The sequence below is a fragment of the Flavobacterium sp. DG1-102-2 genome (assembly GCF_033042555.1).
Lineage (GTDB): Bacteria > Bacteroidota > Bacteroidia > Flavobacteriales > Flavobacteriaceae > Flavobacterium.
The window spans coordinates 420,702-437,007 of the sequence record NZ_JAWLIK010000001.1; the positions used below are offsets into that span (position 1 = coordinate 420,702).

Sequence of the window (16,306 nt, forward strand, 5' to 3'; positions counted from 1 at the left end):
TTACTTTAGCTGCTAAATAAAAAACCTTCTTCATCGAAGGTTTTTGTTCTCATACGGAACCTTGATATTCTTTTTCAGCAGCTGACATGTAGAATAACTAGCCATACTTTAATTTCCACGCCTTCTTCATAAGTGCATAGCGCGGATCGGATTCGGCATCTTTCCATACTTTATAAAAAATTTCTGCGGCATGGGCTTTTTCAACTTCTCCGGTTCCCCGTTCAAGCAGCTCATAATTATTCTCTTTATCGTATTTTTTTCCGCCCCTGTAATTAGCGTAACGCCTTGCACGCGTGTAGCCCATCTGAAGGTATTTACGCGCCATATCAGCTCCCACAAAATCTTTAGTATCTAGATAATTTAAAAATAGCGCAAATATCTGCTCACTGCTTCTCCTTGCTGTTGCTTCATCTTTAAAACGCCAGTACTTACCAATCTCATCCTTGTACGGCTGGCATATCAATACGCCCTGCTCCCCTTTGCCGACTTTATAAAGCTCTGGATTATCACGGTAATCAATATCGGGCTTCCATGGGTAGCCTTTTTTGTCAAAATGCAGGTAGCTCGGTCCTTTCATATACTTTTCGTAACTATTACGCTATGGACTTGCGCATTAAAATTATACTTCATAGGCCTTTGGAATATTAATGGATACTGTAATTGGCTTGCCGGCCGGCAATGACAAATGCCTTTAATGCAACCATTTTTCCGTTCCGGAAACGCCAGAGGTCACAATAATCATAAGCAGTTGGATTGCCCTGCTTATCCTTGATTGTGATATTGCCCACAGCCGTGACATACTCGCCTTCAGCAACCAGATTCTCTACATTAAATTTCGGTGGTTCCAAATAAGTCGATTCCATATATTCCAAGATCGCCTTTTTACCCTGCAGTGTCTGTTCACCGACAAACTCCCATATTATTTCTTCCGCACAAAAGGCAAGGAAACCATTATTATCACCCCTAGATACGGCAGCATTTGCAGCCAGTAATATTTCTTTATTGTCCATCGAATTTGCAATTTTATTTATTAACTACCTGATGCATCTTATTAATGCAGTGGTGGCAGCATATATTGAAATAGGCTCAACTTATAGCCTAAGGATTTTTTGGAGCGTTGGGCCTTACAATGACCCTCATCGACTGGTCATTGCTAAAAAAGGAAATCATCCAGTTAAAGAATGTCTTGATCTTGTTACGCACATTGACCAGTGAAAAGAGATGGACAAACAGCCAGGCCACCCATGCGATAAATCCCTTAAAGAACAGTTTAGGCTTTGGAAGCTCTGCCACAGCTTTGCTTCGTCCAATAATTGCCATCGTTCCCTTATCGCGGTATGAAAAAGCTTTAAGCTTCTTGTTTTGCTGCATAGCAATAAGGTTTTGGGCCAGGTTCCTGCCCTGCTGGATGGCCACCTGCGCTAGCTGCGGGTGTCCCTTATCAAAGTTTTTGTCAGCAGTCTGCAGGCAGGTATCCCCTATCGCGTATATATTTTTGAGGCCATTAACCTGGTTAAATTCATTTACTAAAAGCCTGTTGCCTTTTCCGTAACATTCCTTCGGAATACCCTCAAATGATTTTGCTGATACGCCCGCAGTCCAAATCAGCAGCTTAGTCGCGATAGTAGTGCCATCGGCAAAGATTACCTGGTCATCCGCATAATCTTTGACCTGTTTGCCCAATACAACCTTTACCCCCATTTTCACAAGAGTGTCATAGGTGTATTGCTGCGATTTTTTGCTCATCGGTGCCAGCACCACATCCAGTGCATCAACCAGGTAAATAGTACCTTTATAGCGTGCCAGTTCCGGATATTCTTTGCCAAAGACATTTTTCTTAATCTGTGAAAGCATCCCGGCCAGCTCTACTCCGGTCGGGCCGCCACCAGCAATAACGATAGTGGTTAGCTTTTCCCTTTCAACCGGATCCTGTATGCGGGTAGCCTCTTCGGTCCTTTGAAGCACCGTATTGCGGAGGTTAACGGCATCATCGATAGTCTTCATCGGAATGCCATAGTTACGGATATTTTCTATTCCAAAGTAATTGCTCTCTGTACCCGTAGCAATAACAAGCTCATCATAGGAAAGCTGGCCATTGTCCAGTACAACAGTTTTCTGCTCAGGGATTATCCTTTCAAGGCTGCCCATGCGAAAACTTATATTCCCTTTTCCGGCAAACAGCTTGCGAAAAGGATAGGTGATGTTAGAAACCTCGAGGTAGCCCGTTGCTACCTGGTAAAGCAAGGGCGGAAAAAAATTATAATTGTTCTTGTCCACAATGGTAACATGGATATCCTTTCTGCCAACTAATTTTTCTGCCAGGTTTATCCCTGCAAAACCTCCTCCTATTACTACTATCTCTCTTGCCATGGTCAGTCATTTATTGTCGTATTTATTTTAAATGCACATTCATAAAATTACAACATAGGTACAATCATTGTTATTAAAGTATTGTTATAATCTCCCTAACATGCAAGACGGCTCCACTAATAGCTGTTAAACTTCCGCTAATTAATTTATTATTAGAATAATACTGCCTTATGATTCGTAATTTCAAGGTTGCCAATACAGCAGAATAGTTCGTTGCAAAAACGATAATAGTGTAACAAAAATCAGTGCTATGCCATGGTATGACGGGGATTATCCCCCTTCCTATAAAAATCAGCCCGAAGGGCTACGGCGAAAAGCGGTTGAAATTGCTAATGCCCTTCTGAAGGAGGGTGTTGAGGAAGGCATTGCCATTGCAATGAGGGATTTTTTACATAAATCCGTACAAGGCAACCTTTACCATTGTTATCTACGATAAGAAACCCTGCAGAATTAAATATAATTCTGTTAGTCCCTACCCCTGCCGACTTTAGCAATTCGCTTTGGTTAAAAACAGTTTCCTTACCTGCCGCACCTACTTTATAGAGAGCTTAGGCATATCCATCTGTTATATAAACATTACCTCTCCATCAAAAGCCATATCATTGGGGAAATGTTCTCCCGGAATCAATTTGGAAAGTCTGTGTTAGAAATTTTTTTTCATGATTTTAAATCAATAATTAGCAGCCTTGCCTGATTCTTTTTTGTTTCGAGCATGCTGAATTTACTTTGATTGGCATCCCCTGCACAAACAAAAAGACGCTTTCCATCAGGATGTACTTTAAGCCCATACTTAGATATAAGGCTCTTATTGGAATACAATTCAGTATATTTTCCGTCTCTGGTCACCTTACCTGCCGTGCCCAACCGTGCTGATTATACATAGAAAACATTGGCTGCCTTATCACAGACAACGCCTTCGGGATAAGAAACCGGTGCTTCAAATTCAATACGTTTTGTAGGTTCCTGAGCATAAACCGCTACGCCCGTTAAAAGTAATATAGTAAACTTTTTCATAGTTTTATTTATATCCTCTAATTTGTAGCATTTGTACAAGGAAGATCGATTTATAAATTGTCGTATGCTCTATCTATTAAGAATAATAGTGATTCTTCAATCTTTTTCCTTCCGTTTTCTTGCGTCAAGTCTATGCCACAAAACGGTACACCGTTATAAGTGGCGTGTAAGTTAAGGTAATAGCTCCCCGCAATAAGTATTGCTATAATTGAGCGAAAATCGCTTGCCTTATCCTTAAAATAGGGATCAGTTATGTGCTGGAACAACAACTCGCCACTGGCTTCCTGCTGCCACGTCAAGTTTTTTAATGCATCGCGCTGTTCTGACAACCCCCACAACAAAATTTTTTGAAACTCCGGATGATTATTTACAAATTCGTAATGATTAAGAATAGCTTCTTTTGAGAATGCCCTGCCACCGTCTAAAATGGTGGCAGGCATATTGTTTTTTTTAATATTATCCCAAAAATTTTGTGAGAGCAGATATTCTTCCAGTAATTTATCTAATCCCCCAAAATGACTATAGATCAACGTTTTGTCAAGACCAGCTACGGCTGCGATATGGTTTATTTTTAGGGTAGAAAACCCTGTTTCGGTTATGATCTTTCCGACAGCTTCCAAAAGTCGCTTTTTGCTTCTTTCTGCATTTCGTATTGTACCGGCGGCTTTTTTACGTTCCATAGACTATCTAGTTATATCAAGATCCAAATATAACATTTTAAAATTTTTAAATTAATCCACTAAACGGTGGATTAATTATTTATATTTGTTAAGAGACAGTAGAGGTTTCTGTACCTAAACACACAGAAACAAATTACAAAAAAATTCAGTAAGACCGGTAAATAAACGGTATACATAGACTATTATAATCATGAAGCTAAAATTAGTAATATTTTTTACAGGGTGGTACCTGGCTTGTTTAGGGCAAACTATTGACTTAGATGTATCAGCGCGGGTGGATACAACAAACGCTGAGATTAACAAGGTTTATCACTTATACAAACAATATATAAATTCGAAACCGGACAGCCTATCTCAAAACCCCTATTGGAACAAGATTGAAATGGAACGTTATCACAAGGCTGGACTAAAAGTTGCTGACAATTTTTCCCTCTTTGGAAACGGAAATTATGAAAATGGGAGCTTACATTATTTTGTTCCTAAAATTCTGCAGATTGATAAGGTTGAGGAGGGCCGCTATCAAATAAAAACAATTTTTATGGCACGTAACGAAGATCAGGATTACAAACAATTCTCACCACTTGCGGTCAGCAAACTCTACGCTGTTAAAGATATAGCCGGCAATTATAAACTGGAAAATGTTATTGACTACGATACGAGAAAGTGGAAAAAATATACTTACAAATTTATTACCTACTATGTCCATCCACTTTGTGATTTTAATAAAAAGAAAGCTAAAAATGCGGTATCATTCTGCATAAATATTATAAGGCAATTTAAGCTTCAGGAACCTGAAAAGATTACATATTATATCACCCCGAATTCGGATGAGCTCGGAAAAATTTTAAATTTCGACTATTGGCTTTCTTATTCAATGGGGAGGGCATTTCCAAATTTCAGGACAATATACACTGGTTTCAACGATGAAGAATTCAAGCATGAATTACTGCACCTTCTTTTCCCAACTTCAGAAAATTGCAACAGACCTTTTATTATAAACGAAGGTATAGCGACATGGCTCAGTGGCCCTGGATATGATGAGACTTTCGAGGATGCACTCCGTGTTTTTTCAGGAGAAATAAAAGATAAGGAGGTTAGCCTGGATGAAATCATTACAAGTAAGTACAGAAATACATTAGATAATAACCCTATCTATTTGTCAGGGGCTGTAATTTGTAAGCTGGTTTATGAGAGATACGGTACAACAGGTATCATTAGGCTTCTGGACTGTACGCAGCAGAAGGAAGGATTTGAGAAACTACTGGAAGACCTTTTTGAAATGTCATATAATGAGGTCGGAATTTTAGTTATAAATTATATTAAAGGATATAAATAAGCTAAGCAACTTATGAAGGATATTTTAAAAAACAAAGCCATTGGAATTGAAGTTTTTCAGGCTATCATGGGCCGCCCCAAGAAGACGATGGTAAGAAAAACAATTCTGAAAACACAAAGGGTAACCATTTTACCAACGTAGTGCTCAAAATAAGCACCAAAGCAAAAATAGATTTCACCTGTAATGAAAATGCATTACTATCGACGTTTCTACATGTGTTCAGGCGCTGTGATACGGTAAGCGTAACAGGTGACAATACCAGGCTTAATATCGACACGGATAAGTACAGGCAGGTAATCCTTCAAGGGGTCACAAGGATTTGAGGAAATACATCGAAAGGCGTTTTTAAATATGCAGGAAATATTAACGGATTTTTATAGGGCTTCCCAATCCTTCGTTAAGCAGCAGTTAATTGTTTTATAAACAGCTATTTATTAATGCACTCCATAATTAACTTTGAGGAAATTTAAAAATTACTATTATGAAAAAAATGTTTTTCTCGCTGGCTGCAATCTTAGCCTTTGGCATTGCATCAGCACAGACAGAGCCGTCTAAAACACCTCAGACGAATAAGCCAACACAAACACAGACACAAACAAGCACTTCCTCGTCAAGGACTACCACCAGCCACAACAAGAAAGATGCTACAGGCACACAGACCCAGACCACAGAGAAAAAGCGTAAGACAGCCAGCAAAACAACCACTGCTCCAACTACGGCAGCACCTGGGACGACACCTGGAACAGGGACGACCACCCCTGCTACGGGGAACACTAATACTGCACCGGGCACCGGGACTACGACCAACAGGCCGTAACCATAAATAAAATAGGCGTACTGCTTTTATAGCTCCTACGCCAATTTTTCATACAGTTATTTATCGGTTATTTTGAAATAAAGGCTGCCAGAAATTTTCTGGCAGCCTTTATCATTCTTAACAACATATATCCGAATAATAATGATTTATAACGCTCGTTAAAAAATGCCATCGCAATTTTGCACAATCAGCAGATAATACTATCAGGCATGTAAATGGCATAAAAATATGGGGGAAATTCACTTGAAGCTAATGTCACACTTCTCAATCCTGATCAGGCGGAAATAATCATTTTCGGATATAATGTCGATACTGCACGCGCCCTCAATCTGGCTTTTAATTTCAGCATTGATATTGTCCACCTCAGTTAATGGACTTGCAAAGTTAAACTGGATGAAAGTGGCGAATTGTGAGCCATGGCCAATATCGGCTATAGTAAACGAATCCTTATCGCTAAGGCATACGATTTCGTAGGCTTGCTGATCAAATGCCTGTTCCAACTCGCATAAGAGTCCTGTCAGGCTGACCCCGGAGTCCTTACCGGATTGGGTAATTATTTTTACAAGGCAGGTATTGAATTGCTTCATAGCGATGAGTTTAAATTATAGGTTCATTATTATATATTTTATGCCTTCCAGCTGACCTTGATGGTGCTATTTCCCAGCAAAGTATATTCAGAAAATTGCTTTTGGCTCTTAACAGGCTTAATCTCATTATTAAGGTCTTGCTTTGCTGCCGTTACTGCAATAGCAGGAAGATCATTGCCTTTTGCAAGAGGGACAACCACCATTCTAAACGATAGTCTCTGGTCCCCACGGGTAAAAAATGTCACTGCAGAGCGGCCAACCTTAAAGTCAGTTGCGGGATATTCGGTAAAGATCATCAAGCCTGCTTTTTCAATTTTGAAGTATTGCCTCGGCACAATGCCAAAGGCGATACCCGCGCCATATACTTCCTGGCCCACCTGTCCCGATCGTTGCCAGCCGTCCTGGAGATCCTCAAGGGCTATCCACAGGTTTGGGTCGATCTCTCCTGTCTTTACATCTTTTTGCTCTGCAATGACCTCTTTTGGCAATCGGGGAGGATAATAATAGGAAACCCTGTTAATTACATACTTCACGCACTCTGCAAGCAGTAGCCTTACTCCGGGCAGTAGCTCCTGTACCCCATCAGCCTCCCGAAGAAAACTATGCATCGCTGCAAAGACTTCCTGCTCCTCATAGGCGGCTGTATAGGGGGCATCTTTTAAAGGGTAAATGGCAAAGAATGTCGGATAATGCCTGGCATTGCCATAATCGCATTCCCACAGCTGGACGTTTTTAAGTACTGCTGCAATGAGCATATAACTAAGGTTCAGATATAGCTTATCGCCGGTTTCCTTATACAGCCTTAATAGCGCTCCGGCGGAAAAGGCCGTATTATTGGCCTGGTAGAAAATATCAAAGCCGAGGCCGTCCATTTTTCGTGCCGCCTTGATCGCTTCTTTAAAATACTTCTCCTCACCTGTAAGCTGCCATACCTGGATCATCAAATGGGAATACGCGCCCGGGACGTCCTTTTCACCTCCCTGGCCTTCCGCAGTTTCCTCTTTCAGTACCTCCAGGGTTGCCATTTTGTAAAATACCGGCCACTCGTATTTGAAGTGGTGTGCAACTTTAATTACATAATCTATGGAATCCAGTACCAGTTTTTTGGCAAGGGCATCGCCGTTGAGGGCCAGCCGCGAGAGATTCAGCAGCGGATGGTGCAGGTACCAGGAATCCATGACTTCAGGCTGTTTCTGCTCTTCGCTCCAATCAAGGTTTTTCTCTAATGCTGGAAGCCACCTGACCACGGTGCCAAGTTCCTTATCGTAAAAGTTCTCAAGGCCATTATGAATGGTCTCAATGATATCCTTGTGGCTTTCACCGCTCCACCTGTCGAAATCCATTAAAGGCAACAGTACCGCAAGCTGGACCATACTCTCCGGGGGTGTTTTGTAATCGCTGACATAGGCGTTGAGATAGCTCCTGCCATCTGCAAATTTCCAGCATCCTTGATGGCTAAAAAGGTCTTTGAGGCCTTTATCGACAATCTCTGGCCAGTCCTGATACAGTGTCTGGGGTTTTGGAAGCAGCAGATAAATAGCTGCCAAATATTCGATAAAGCGCTGGGCCATATCGTAATTATCGCCCACAATACTGTCACTTAGTAGGACAAAAGCATCAGAGATAATATAATCCTCGCCTTTTTTCAGGGGCTTATCTTCTGTGGAAGGCAGTTTTAATCCAAGTTCCGGCCATAGCCCACCTACAAGGTCGGCCCCGGATGTTTGAGTATCCTGAAAAAATTTATTTAGCGCGGTCAGGTTCTGGAAGTAAAATACCGAGCCGGTTTTTGGCTTTTCAAGCGAAAAATAAAGCAGCCCTGAACGGTTTCCCATCTGGCTGGCATGCACTGTACCGGCAGTATTCTGTGTTTTTCCGCCAGCTTTAAATAACGGCATTATATCCCTTGGCCAATATGGCAGGATTGTATCGAAGGCCGGGGTAATAGTGGTTGTATACCTGAATATCGTTTTTTCAGCAGTTGGGAATGAAAGCACCACGCTTATCTGCATGGCAGCGCTTTGCAGCAAAAATATAATTTCATCGTTATGCTCCTTCAGTTCCTTCAATGTAAGTTCAGAACCCGCAGCCTGTGCAGCCCTGAAGGCTACCCGCCCACCATTGTTATTCCATTGCACCACAAACCATAAATCATAGTCATCAAATATTATTTTTATAGTATATTCACTGATTTCCTTTTCTAAAATAAGCGTGCCGCTTTCCAATTTAATCTGCGCGGCAGCTGTCCAAGCAGAAACTGGCTTCATAGTATTTCTATTTTTAGATTATCTGAAGATGTGGCCTTATTTTTAGGTCTACCACGTCGCAGCGTTTGGGCTGCGACAGGCAATACAGAATGCTTACCGCTATATCATCAGCACTAAGCATCTCAAGTGCATTCACTTTTTCTATTTTCTCTTTGGCAGACTGTGGCTGCATATCGGTATCTACAGCACCGGGCTCGATAAGGGTTACTTTTATTCCTTTGCTATTTACCTGTTTGCGGAAGGCTTCACTGAAGCCCTGTATCCCCGATTTCGTAGCTACATACACAGAGCCTGTTTCTTCCCTTACATCTGCACTCATAGAGCCTACGTTAATAATGTGGCCTTCGCCTCCCATGCGCTTTACCGCTTCAGAACAGCATGCGATATATGCGGTAAGATTAGTATTAACAACTTCCTGCCATTCCTTGTAATTCCCTTCCTGCGTTGTCCCGGCCGCGAGTGCTGCGTTATTAATGAGCACGTCCAATCCTGAAAACTGCCTGTCCACCAGCCCGAAAACTTCCTGAATACCTTCCTCAGTGCTCAGGTCTGCAATAATACCCCAGGCACTGGATTCTTTTTGAGCTTTGCTTCTTATATCGTTCAGGGCATCGGCAAGGTGATTTTCATCCCGGCCAACAATAATTACTTTTGCTCCAACAGCACTTAATAATACCGCAGCCGCCCGGCCAATACCAGTACTGCCTCCGGTAATTAATATTTTTTTGCCACTGACCGACTGTGGCAGATATTCTTTAAGGTAATCCATAGCAATCGATTTTTTGAATTCAGCGAAGTCATTTGACTCACTGCTACTTCTTATTTTTATTTAATGTATCGCCAATCGTTGCAGATCCAGGCCCTGTCTCGTGCGAAGCAGTATCAAGGGTTGCATTATCATTTTCTGTCGGTGTGGCGTCCCTTGAGGTTTCAGTCGGCCCGTACGATTCATCATTGTTAGAGGATTTGTCTTTGCACGAATATAGCAGTGCAAGTGATCCAAGAGATACAGCTAAAATTTTGATTTTTAAATTTTTCATATTGGAAGGTTTTGATTAATACATTGTAATAAGCCAATTCAATCCATAAAGTTAAAGACCTGATAGTTAACCTTTCTATAGTAATATGTTAATATGTCACGGTACAACGTTAAAGTGCACTATTTAAATCTGGAAAAAAAAAATTAGCCTCTTGTTGACATCATAAACAGCTACACTGATTCTTCCGCCTACTTCAGTATGCTAGTCAGAGAAGGATACTAGACATGTTATGAAGATGTTAATATATAATTGATTTCACTTCTGTTTTATTTATTTTGATTACCAATCACCAAATAATATAATATGAAATCAATTGCTGCTATATGTATTCTTACAATGATAGTTGTAACATCTTGCAGCTACTGCGAAGATGACAGCGCAACGAATAACGGCATCGCCGTGCAGTACCGTATCAACGTAGACGAGCCAATTATAGCGGAAGTTCAGTACAGGAACTCACAGGATCAGATTATAGTAATTAATATATCAGGTCAAAACGATACGATGTGGCACCGTACAGAATTTGTAAGCAGCCCCTTCCAGGCCTATAAAAGCGTAAAATTTTTAAATGTCAGCAATAAGTCAATTGACTATACGCTTCGGCTATTTGTAGATGGTACCCTTGTTCACACCAAGGCGGGTAGTGTATTGCCTGAGTCGGAATCCGCTGAGCAAGTGCAGTATTCTATTTTGGATTAAGACCTTAAGCAGGTTCCACATACATAAAACAGGCCAATGTAAATTGTAAATTATGCCATCAAAAATCGTGATTGACTGCGCTGAGGCTATTGCCCTCCAAAAGTTAAACATAGCATTTGTAGAAAGCGCTACCGCAGGACGAATGTGTTCAGAATTTTCCCTTACTCCGCATTCCGGTGATATATTGCGTGGAGGTATTTCCTGTTATGAAGTATTTATAAAGGAACATATATTAAAAATCCCACCGAAATTAATCAAAGAATTTATCCCCGAATCGGCAGAAGTTACCGCTGCCCTGGCACAGCATTCTTCAAAGCTTTTTAATCAGACATTAATGTGGGGATAACAAATGAAATCTTTCTTTCCTTTAAAAAAATCAAATGAGGTGATGAATTGCCTGTCTTGCTAAACGTACTAATTGAAAAAGGCGTCAAACATTTTTGAAGTATATTGCGGTGGCATGCAGATTTAAAGACGTAACTCCTATGAAAGGAAAAGTTTGAGACAAAAAAATAGCTCAAAGCGTGTTATCGGAAAACAAGTTATTTATCGACGTAAAACTGCAATAAAGCAGCGCCAAGAAAGAGGATTAATTGGTTTAGTTTTCGAGTAAGAACAGTGCGCACAACAAATAAATAAGTTGCTGGCGGACGACCTGCAGGAACTGATAAGTAAAGGCTTGTAAACAGCGATAGTATTAGTCCTTATACTGTTTCATCTCTCAAGAGAATAAGTGTCTCATTACATAAGATTCACAATTTAATCGATGGCAGGAGCGCTTTTTATGCTTCCAGTGTTCAGGTAGATGCAATTACGAAAACATAATTGTACTCGCAGATTATCATTCGTGACATACTATATAAAATAGTTGTGTATTTTGACAGAATAGTACTGCATGATATTTACCATTTTGAATAATTTTACAACTATAACGATTTCAGTTCGACCTATTTAAAGTCATCACAATTTCTGGTGACTGTAATAAGATAGATGTCCCTGCCGTTTTCGAGCATTTATTTTAATTAAACAGCTTCGTATTTGCGAACAGTAATATTACCAATAATAAATATGGCCGTAAAGACTAACCTTAGAATCTTCATTTTTTGTTTGACTTTCCTACTGTGCTTTGTGCAGTTAAGTAACGCACAAAGTAAAAAAACTGCCTGGGATAAAACCCTTAGAGGTGCCTGGATCCAGGATGATCAGCAAGGTGTTAAAGATGTAATTCTAGCTGGGAATGGTAAAGTATGTGAAATTGTTGTAGGCAAAAATGAAAACAGTGCTGTTAGGCAAGCAGCTGAGTTTCTGGCAGGAGATCTTGAGAAGATTTGTGGTAGTAAACCAAAGATAGTCGAAAGTGCGAGCAAGAATGCAGTCAGTATCAGGCTTGTTACCCTCGGTAATAGCGACATTCCTTCAGAAGTTGAAGCAACATCATTAAAAGGTAAGTGGGAAAGTTATCAGATCATAACATCTGGCCGGAATGTATGGCTTGTAGGGTCGGATTTTCGTGGTACAGCATTTGCCGCGTATACGCTTTCGGAACAGTTAGGTATCGACCCGCTTTACATCTGGACCGGCTACCGCCCGGAATTCCATAATCCCTTAGTACTTAAACAGACAAATTTTAAAGCAGATTCTCCAACTTTTCGTTACAGGGGTTGCTTCCACGATGATGAGGACATATTGCAAAGGCCTTTCAACGATCAGGGTTATCCAAAATTAGATGGGGACATTTCACTTGATTGGTATAAGAAGTGGTTCGAAACAGAACTAAGGCTACGGATGAATATGGTAGTCCCTTATACCCGCGCGCATCGTCGTTTTGAAGTTCAAAAAATTGCCAGTGACTGGGGTTTGTTTTTCACAGGGCAACATTATGATGTCCTGGTTTCAAATCCTTTTGGTTTTGATCGTTTTAATCTTGCTAAGGAACGTGGAGTGAAGCCTGTCTGGAATTGGTTTACCAACAGAGAAGGCATGATAAAATACTGGCAAGGTGGAATAGACGAAAATCGTGACCTTAATGTAATCTGGCCCGTAGGTATGCGCGGTTTGTCCGATGAACCATTTGAATTTCCAAACGGTATGACAGATGAGCAAAAAGCAGCGATTTTTCGTGATGTAATCCGTACGCAGGTAGATCTGGTTACGAAATCTCTCCCAACAGATAAAACACCAATTTTCACATTTACCATGTATGGTGAAATGTTTGAATACTATCAGAAAAATGCCGCGGCTTTTGATTTGCCGCCAAATGTTACTATTGTATGGATTGATAATAATGATGGGATTATGAGCGGACTGCCGAAAGATTTGGGCCGTTGGAAACATGGGATTTATTATCACCTTGCCTATTGGTGGGGTCCTAACACCAAGCAGGAGGTTCATACTATCACCCCTGCAAGGATTGCACAAGAATTTGAGAAGGTTGTTAAAGCAAAAGCAACAGAATACATGCTGGTAAATGTATCAGAAATGCGGGACTACATCATGGGATTACGAATGATCTCAGATATTACCTGGAATGCACCTGCCATATTTTCTAATCCGAACCCCGCTGAAAAATTTACAGCGTGGTGGACCCGCGAGTATTTTGGTTCTAAAAATTCAAATACAAGTCAGTTGGCTGAAGAGTCCTATAATAATTACTTCTCTATAATTGATACAGCCGATAAGTTGTGGTTTTCTTCAAATTGTGTAGAACAATTGCTTGGGAAGCTATACGAGAAAATAGGAAACAGAAATTTTACACCCATTAATCCGGACACGTTAAAAATACTTCAAACCAGGATCGAAAAGCAGGATAAAGCGTATAGAGTATATAATAGCGCTCAAAAGGCATTGTCCCTTTCACAGCAACGATTTTTTAGTGTTGATGTGGGCATTGGAATGCTTATAGATTACAGGCACAGCCAGGCTGCACTCAAACTTAACGAGGCATTAAATGCTCCAAATGCAACCCTAATGTGGCAGGCTGTTTTTGAAGCGCGTTCGGCACTCGAACAACTCGAAGTGGAACTGGCCCGTGGCGAATATCCTCCGTTCGAGAGGTGGTACCATGAGACATGGCTTCGGGAACCCCTTTTTGTCACTAATCCGCACCGCCCGTTTAATCAAATTCGTTCCTTCATTTCAAACGAAGGTTTGGGAAGTTTGCCGAGGTCAAAACAACGGTGGGAATAGTCATGCGTGGATCTTATTTTAGATTTTAATATAAAAGATTAATAATTAGCTTAAGAAAATGATGGAGTGATGAGTAAACGGTTTAAAGATATTTCATGCATTATCACCACAGACTGTAGTCTTGCAAAAGTGGACATGCTATCCAAAGGTCACAATCTATGTGAAAAATTAGATGGATTTCCCGTCCGGCCCGGATGCTAAAAATTATCCTCCTTGTATGGAGCGTCTAAAACTACCCAGCATTCAATCGAATCGATTAAGAATATCCAAGAAGAACTTACTCCAAAGTACATCAAAATTGATACGGTTTAATCAGGAGCGTATGGTAACTGATTTAGCGATACTGCGAAGGAGGAATCTAATTCCTAACATGGTCACTTTGAAATTTATGTGAATTATTACTCACCGAATATCTTTTTGCGATGATTAATTCCCCAGTCCTTCATTGCATAAATAATTGGTGTTAACGTAGCTGCATAGGGTTCGTGAGTGTATATAATTTTTACTGGATAATCCTGAATTATGGATCTTTTAATGAGTTGGTGCTGTTCCAGTTCTTTTAGCTCTTTAGCCAAAACCTTGGGCGTAATGCCGGGTATACTTTCCTGGATGTCGACAAATCTGTCATTGCCTACACCGATTGAGACAATTATCGGCAATTTCCATTTGCCATTCATTACGTCTAAAAAATCCCGCACTGGTTTGATTGTGCTTATACAGTCGTTATAACCCCTTTTTACTGCCATATTAATCTTTTAAAATTACAATAATCACTTTCCTTTAGGAAAGCACTATACAAAGTAAAGTAATTTTTCCCGAACTTGCAGTAGTATTTTAGATAAATACAATTATGCAAATATGACAACACAAAATACAGCATACTCCATTCTGGAACTGTCCATCGTTTCACAGGGACAAACTTTCAAAGAAACTTTGAATAATTCCCTTGCCTTAGCAAAGGAAGCTGAAAAACAGAACTACAAACGGTATTGGTTTGCAGAACACCACAATTCAGACAATGTTGCAAGTAGCGCCACATCGGTACTAATTGGCTATGTTGCCGAAAACACAGAAAAAATAAGGGTTGGTTCTGGCGGTATCATGTTGCCCAACCACGCCCCGCTCATTATAGCCGAACAATTCGGGACTCTGGCTCATCTGTATCCATATCAGGAACGTCATTTTAACCTGGCAAAAACCCAATACGAAGCATTTGGCGTCAAACGCGAAGATAAAGTGGGCCGGAAAGAAATTTCCGATATGAATTATAAATTTTTTAATGCACCACATATTGCAATCCCTTTTATGCCTTCGTTTGGTGATAATGTACGTGTAGGTGGAGATATTGGGATGTACGGACAAAACTTTCTGTTATCACTAACCGCCCACGGACTTGCCGGAATACCGCAAACAGCATTAGGTTTCTTCGCTGGTACCATAAGAGAAGTATTGAATGTGTCCGACGAGCTTAAAATGCTATTTGGAATTTCTTTCGGTAAGATTAGTAAAGGAAGGGCTTCGCTTAATGCAATCACCTCTAACCCGGGCGGGATGGTCAATTTTAGCCGTGGCCATTTAGGAAAGGAAGACCAATACCCTATGAATAAAGAATTTATCGAAATCGTGATTGGCTTATGGGACAATTATGAGGATGACGCATTTATAAGAGATAAGGAAAATGGGGTTTTTCTTACCGCCCGTAAAATGCACAATGTTAATTATAGGGGTGACTATTTTTCCGTTGATGGCCCTTTGAATTTAAGCCGTTCCATCCAAGGCAGGCCCGTATTGTACACCGCCGGTGTATCAGACAAATTTATGGAACACGCCACAAGTTACACAGATGGTGCTTTTACACACGGCGATAGTCTGGAGGCTATGGTTGATATTTCAAACAGAATGCGTGAAAAACTAATAAAAAAAGGACGCAGGCCAGAAGATTTCATCATTTCAATGTCTCAAAATCCTATTGTAGGAAAAACGGATAAGGAAGCGGTTGAGAAATACAGGGAGCTGATGGAATTGTACCCATACAACAGTTTACCCAGACCTTTATTTTTTGGTTCTGCAGAACGGGTTGCTAACCAAATTCAGCAATGGTATGAAGCTGGCGCAATGGATATGTTTATGATCCGTCAAGATCATCCTCACGGTATACGTGATTTTACAGCACTGGTAATACCGATTTTACAGGATCGTGGCATTTTCAGAACGGAATATGAAGCAGATACCTTGAGGGGAAACCTGGAAATTCCAAAACCACCATTCCGAAAGGTATTTGCGGAAAAGGATTCTGTAATGTTTTAAAAT

The 16,306-nt window shown here is 40.6% G+C and carries 16 protein-coding genes and 1 pseudogene; 7 read left to right on the forward strand and 10 right to left on the reverse strand.

Annotated elements, in window-relative coordinates; genetic code table 11:
• Positions 1 to 97: 97 nt before the first annotated feature.
• From R1T16_RS01750 to R1T16_RS01770, 5 genes are all read right to left on the reverse strand, one after another.
• Positions 98 to 577, reverse strand: coding sequence for a DUF4385 domain-containing protein (locus tag R1T16_RS01750; RefSeq protein ID WP_317499336.1), 480 nt, complete (start codon positions 575 to 577; stop codon positions 98 to 100).
• A 67-nt stretch (positions 578 to 644) separates the two neighbouring features.
• A complete protein-coding gene (locus R1T16_RS01755) occupies positions 645 to 1,010 on the reverse strand; it encodes a nuclear transport factor 2 family protein (RefSeq protein WP_317499337.1) in 366 nt (121 codons plus the stop codon).
• An 88-nt stretch (positions 1,011 to 1,098) separates the two neighbouring features.
• Positions 1,099 to 2,370: an NAD(P)/FAD-dependent oxidoreductase gene (locus tag R1T16_RS01760; protein WP_317499338.1), complete on the reverse strand. Its 1,272-nt coding sequence runs from the start codon at positions 2,368 to 2,370 to the stop codon at positions 1,099 to 1,101.
• 873 nt (positions 2,371 to 3,243) lie between these two features.
• The gene (locus R1T16_RS01765; protein ID WP_317499339.1) at positions 3,244 to 3,384 is read right to left on the reverse strand and encodes a hypothetical protein; all 141 of its coding nucleotides are present in this window, start codon (positions 3,382 to 3,384) and stop codon (positions 3,244 to 3,246) included.
• Positions 3,385 to 3,434: 50 nt separating this feature from the next.
• Entirely contained in the window at positions 3,435 to 4,064 is a 630-nt protein-coding gene (locus R1T16_RS01770) for a TetR/AcrR family transcriptional regulator (RefSeq protein ID WP_317499340.1), read from the reverse strand.
• Between the two features lie 190 nt (positions 4,065 to 4,254).
• Between R1T16_RS01770 and R1T16_RS01775 the strand changes: the two genes are divergently transcribed.
• The gene (locus R1T16_RS01775; RefSeq protein WP_317499341.1) at positions 4,255 to 5,400 is read left to right on the forward strand and encodes a hypothetical protein; all 1,146 of its coding nucleotides are present in this window, start codon (positions 4,255 to 4,257) and stop codon (positions 5,398 to 5,400) included.
• A gap of 481 nt (positions 5,401 to 5,881) precedes the next feature.
• On the forward strand, positions 5,882 to 6,217 hold the full coding sequence (locus tag R1T16_RS01780) for a hypothetical protein (RefSeq protein WP_317499342.1): 336 nt from the start codon (positions 5,882 to 5,884) through the stop codon (positions 6,215 to 6,217).
• 239 nt (positions 6,218 to 6,456) lie between these two features.
• Here R1T16_RS01780 and R1T16_RS01785 read toward each other — a convergent pair whose 3' ends face one another.
• The 4 genes from R1T16_RS01785 to R1T16_RS01800 are packed head-to-tail and all read right to left on the reverse strand — an operon-like array spanning position 6,457 to position 10,111.
• On the reverse strand, positions 6,457 to 6,804 hold the full coding sequence (locus tag R1T16_RS01785) for a hypothetical protein (RefSeq protein WP_317499343.1): 348 nt from the start codon (positions 6,802 to 6,804) through the stop codon (positions 6,457 to 6,459).
• Between the two features lie 38 nt (positions 6,805 to 6,842).
• Positions 6,843 to 9,071: a hypothetical protein gene (locus tag R1T16_RS01790; protein WP_317499344.1), complete on the reverse strand. Its 2,229-nt coding sequence runs from the start codon at positions 9,069 to 9,071 to the stop codon at positions 6,843 to 6,845.
• A gap of 13 nt (positions 9,072 to 9,084) precedes the next feature.
• The gene (locus R1T16_RS01795) at positions 9,085 to 9,840 is read right to left on the reverse strand and encodes an SDR family oxidoreductase (protein ID WP_317499345.1); all 756 of its coding nucleotides are present in this window, start codon (positions 9,838 to 9,840) and stop codon (positions 9,085 to 9,087) included.
• A gap of 43 nt (positions 9,841 to 9,883) precedes the next feature.
• A complete protein-coding gene (locus R1T16_RS01800; RefSeq protein WP_317499346.1) occupies positions 9,884 to 10,111 on the reverse strand; it encodes a hypothetical protein in 228 nt (75 codons plus the stop codon).
• A gap of 303 nt (positions 10,112 to 10,414) precedes the next feature.
• On the opposite strand from R1T16_RS01800, the gene R1T16_RS01805 reads away from it, so the two are divergent.
• The 3 genes from R1T16_RS01805 to R1T16_RS01815 all read left to right on the forward strand — a co-directional run bounded on the left by R1T16_RS01805 (position 10,415) and on the right by R1T16_RS01815 (position 13,996).
• Positions 10,415 to 10,810, forward strand: a complete 396-nt coding sequence (locus R1T16_RS01805) for a hypothetical protein (protein ID WP_317499347.1) — start codon at positions 10,415 to 10,417, stop codon at positions 10,808 to 10,810.
• A gap of 52 nt (positions 10,811 to 10,862) precedes the next feature.
• Entirely contained in the window at positions 10,863 to 11,156 is a 294-nt protein-coding gene (locus tag R1T16_RS01810; RefSeq protein ID WP_317499348.1) for a CinA family protein, read from the forward strand.
• A 722-nt stretch (positions 11,157 to 11,878) separates the two neighbouring features.
• Entirely contained in the window at positions 11,879 to 13,996 is a 2,118-nt protein-coding gene (locus tag R1T16_RS01815) for a glycosyl hydrolase 115 family protein (RefSeq protein ID WP_317499349.1), read from the forward strand.
• A gap of 398 nt (positions 13,997 to 14,394) precedes the next feature.
• Here the strand turns inward: R1T16_RS01815 and R1T16_RS01820 are convergent, their stop codons facing one another.
• Complete coding sequence (locus R1T16_RS01820; protein WP_317499350.1) at positions 14,395 to 14,742, reverse strand: helix-turn-helix domain-containing protein; 348 nt, start codon at positions 14,740 to 14,742, stop codon at positions 14,395 to 14,397.
• A gap of 112 nt (positions 14,743 to 14,854) precedes the next feature.
• Between R1T16_RS01820 and R1T16_RS01825 the strand changes: the two are divergent.
• Both R1T16_RS01825 and R1T16_RS01830 read left to right on the forward strand, forming a co-directional pair.
• Positions 14,855 to 15,163 (forward strand): annotated as a pseudogene (locus R1T16_RS01825) (LLM class flavin-dependent oxidoreductase); the annotation flags it as partial.
• 93 nt (positions 15,164 to 15,256) lie between these two features.
• The gene (locus tag R1T16_RS01830; RefSeq protein ID WP_317499659.1) at positions 15,257 to 16,303 is read left to right on the forward strand and encodes an LLM class flavin-dependent oxidoreductase; all 1,047 of its coding nucleotides are present in this window, start codon (positions 15,257 to 15,259) and stop codon (positions 16,301 to 16,303) included.
• Positions 16,304 to 16,306: the final 3 nt, after the last annotated feature.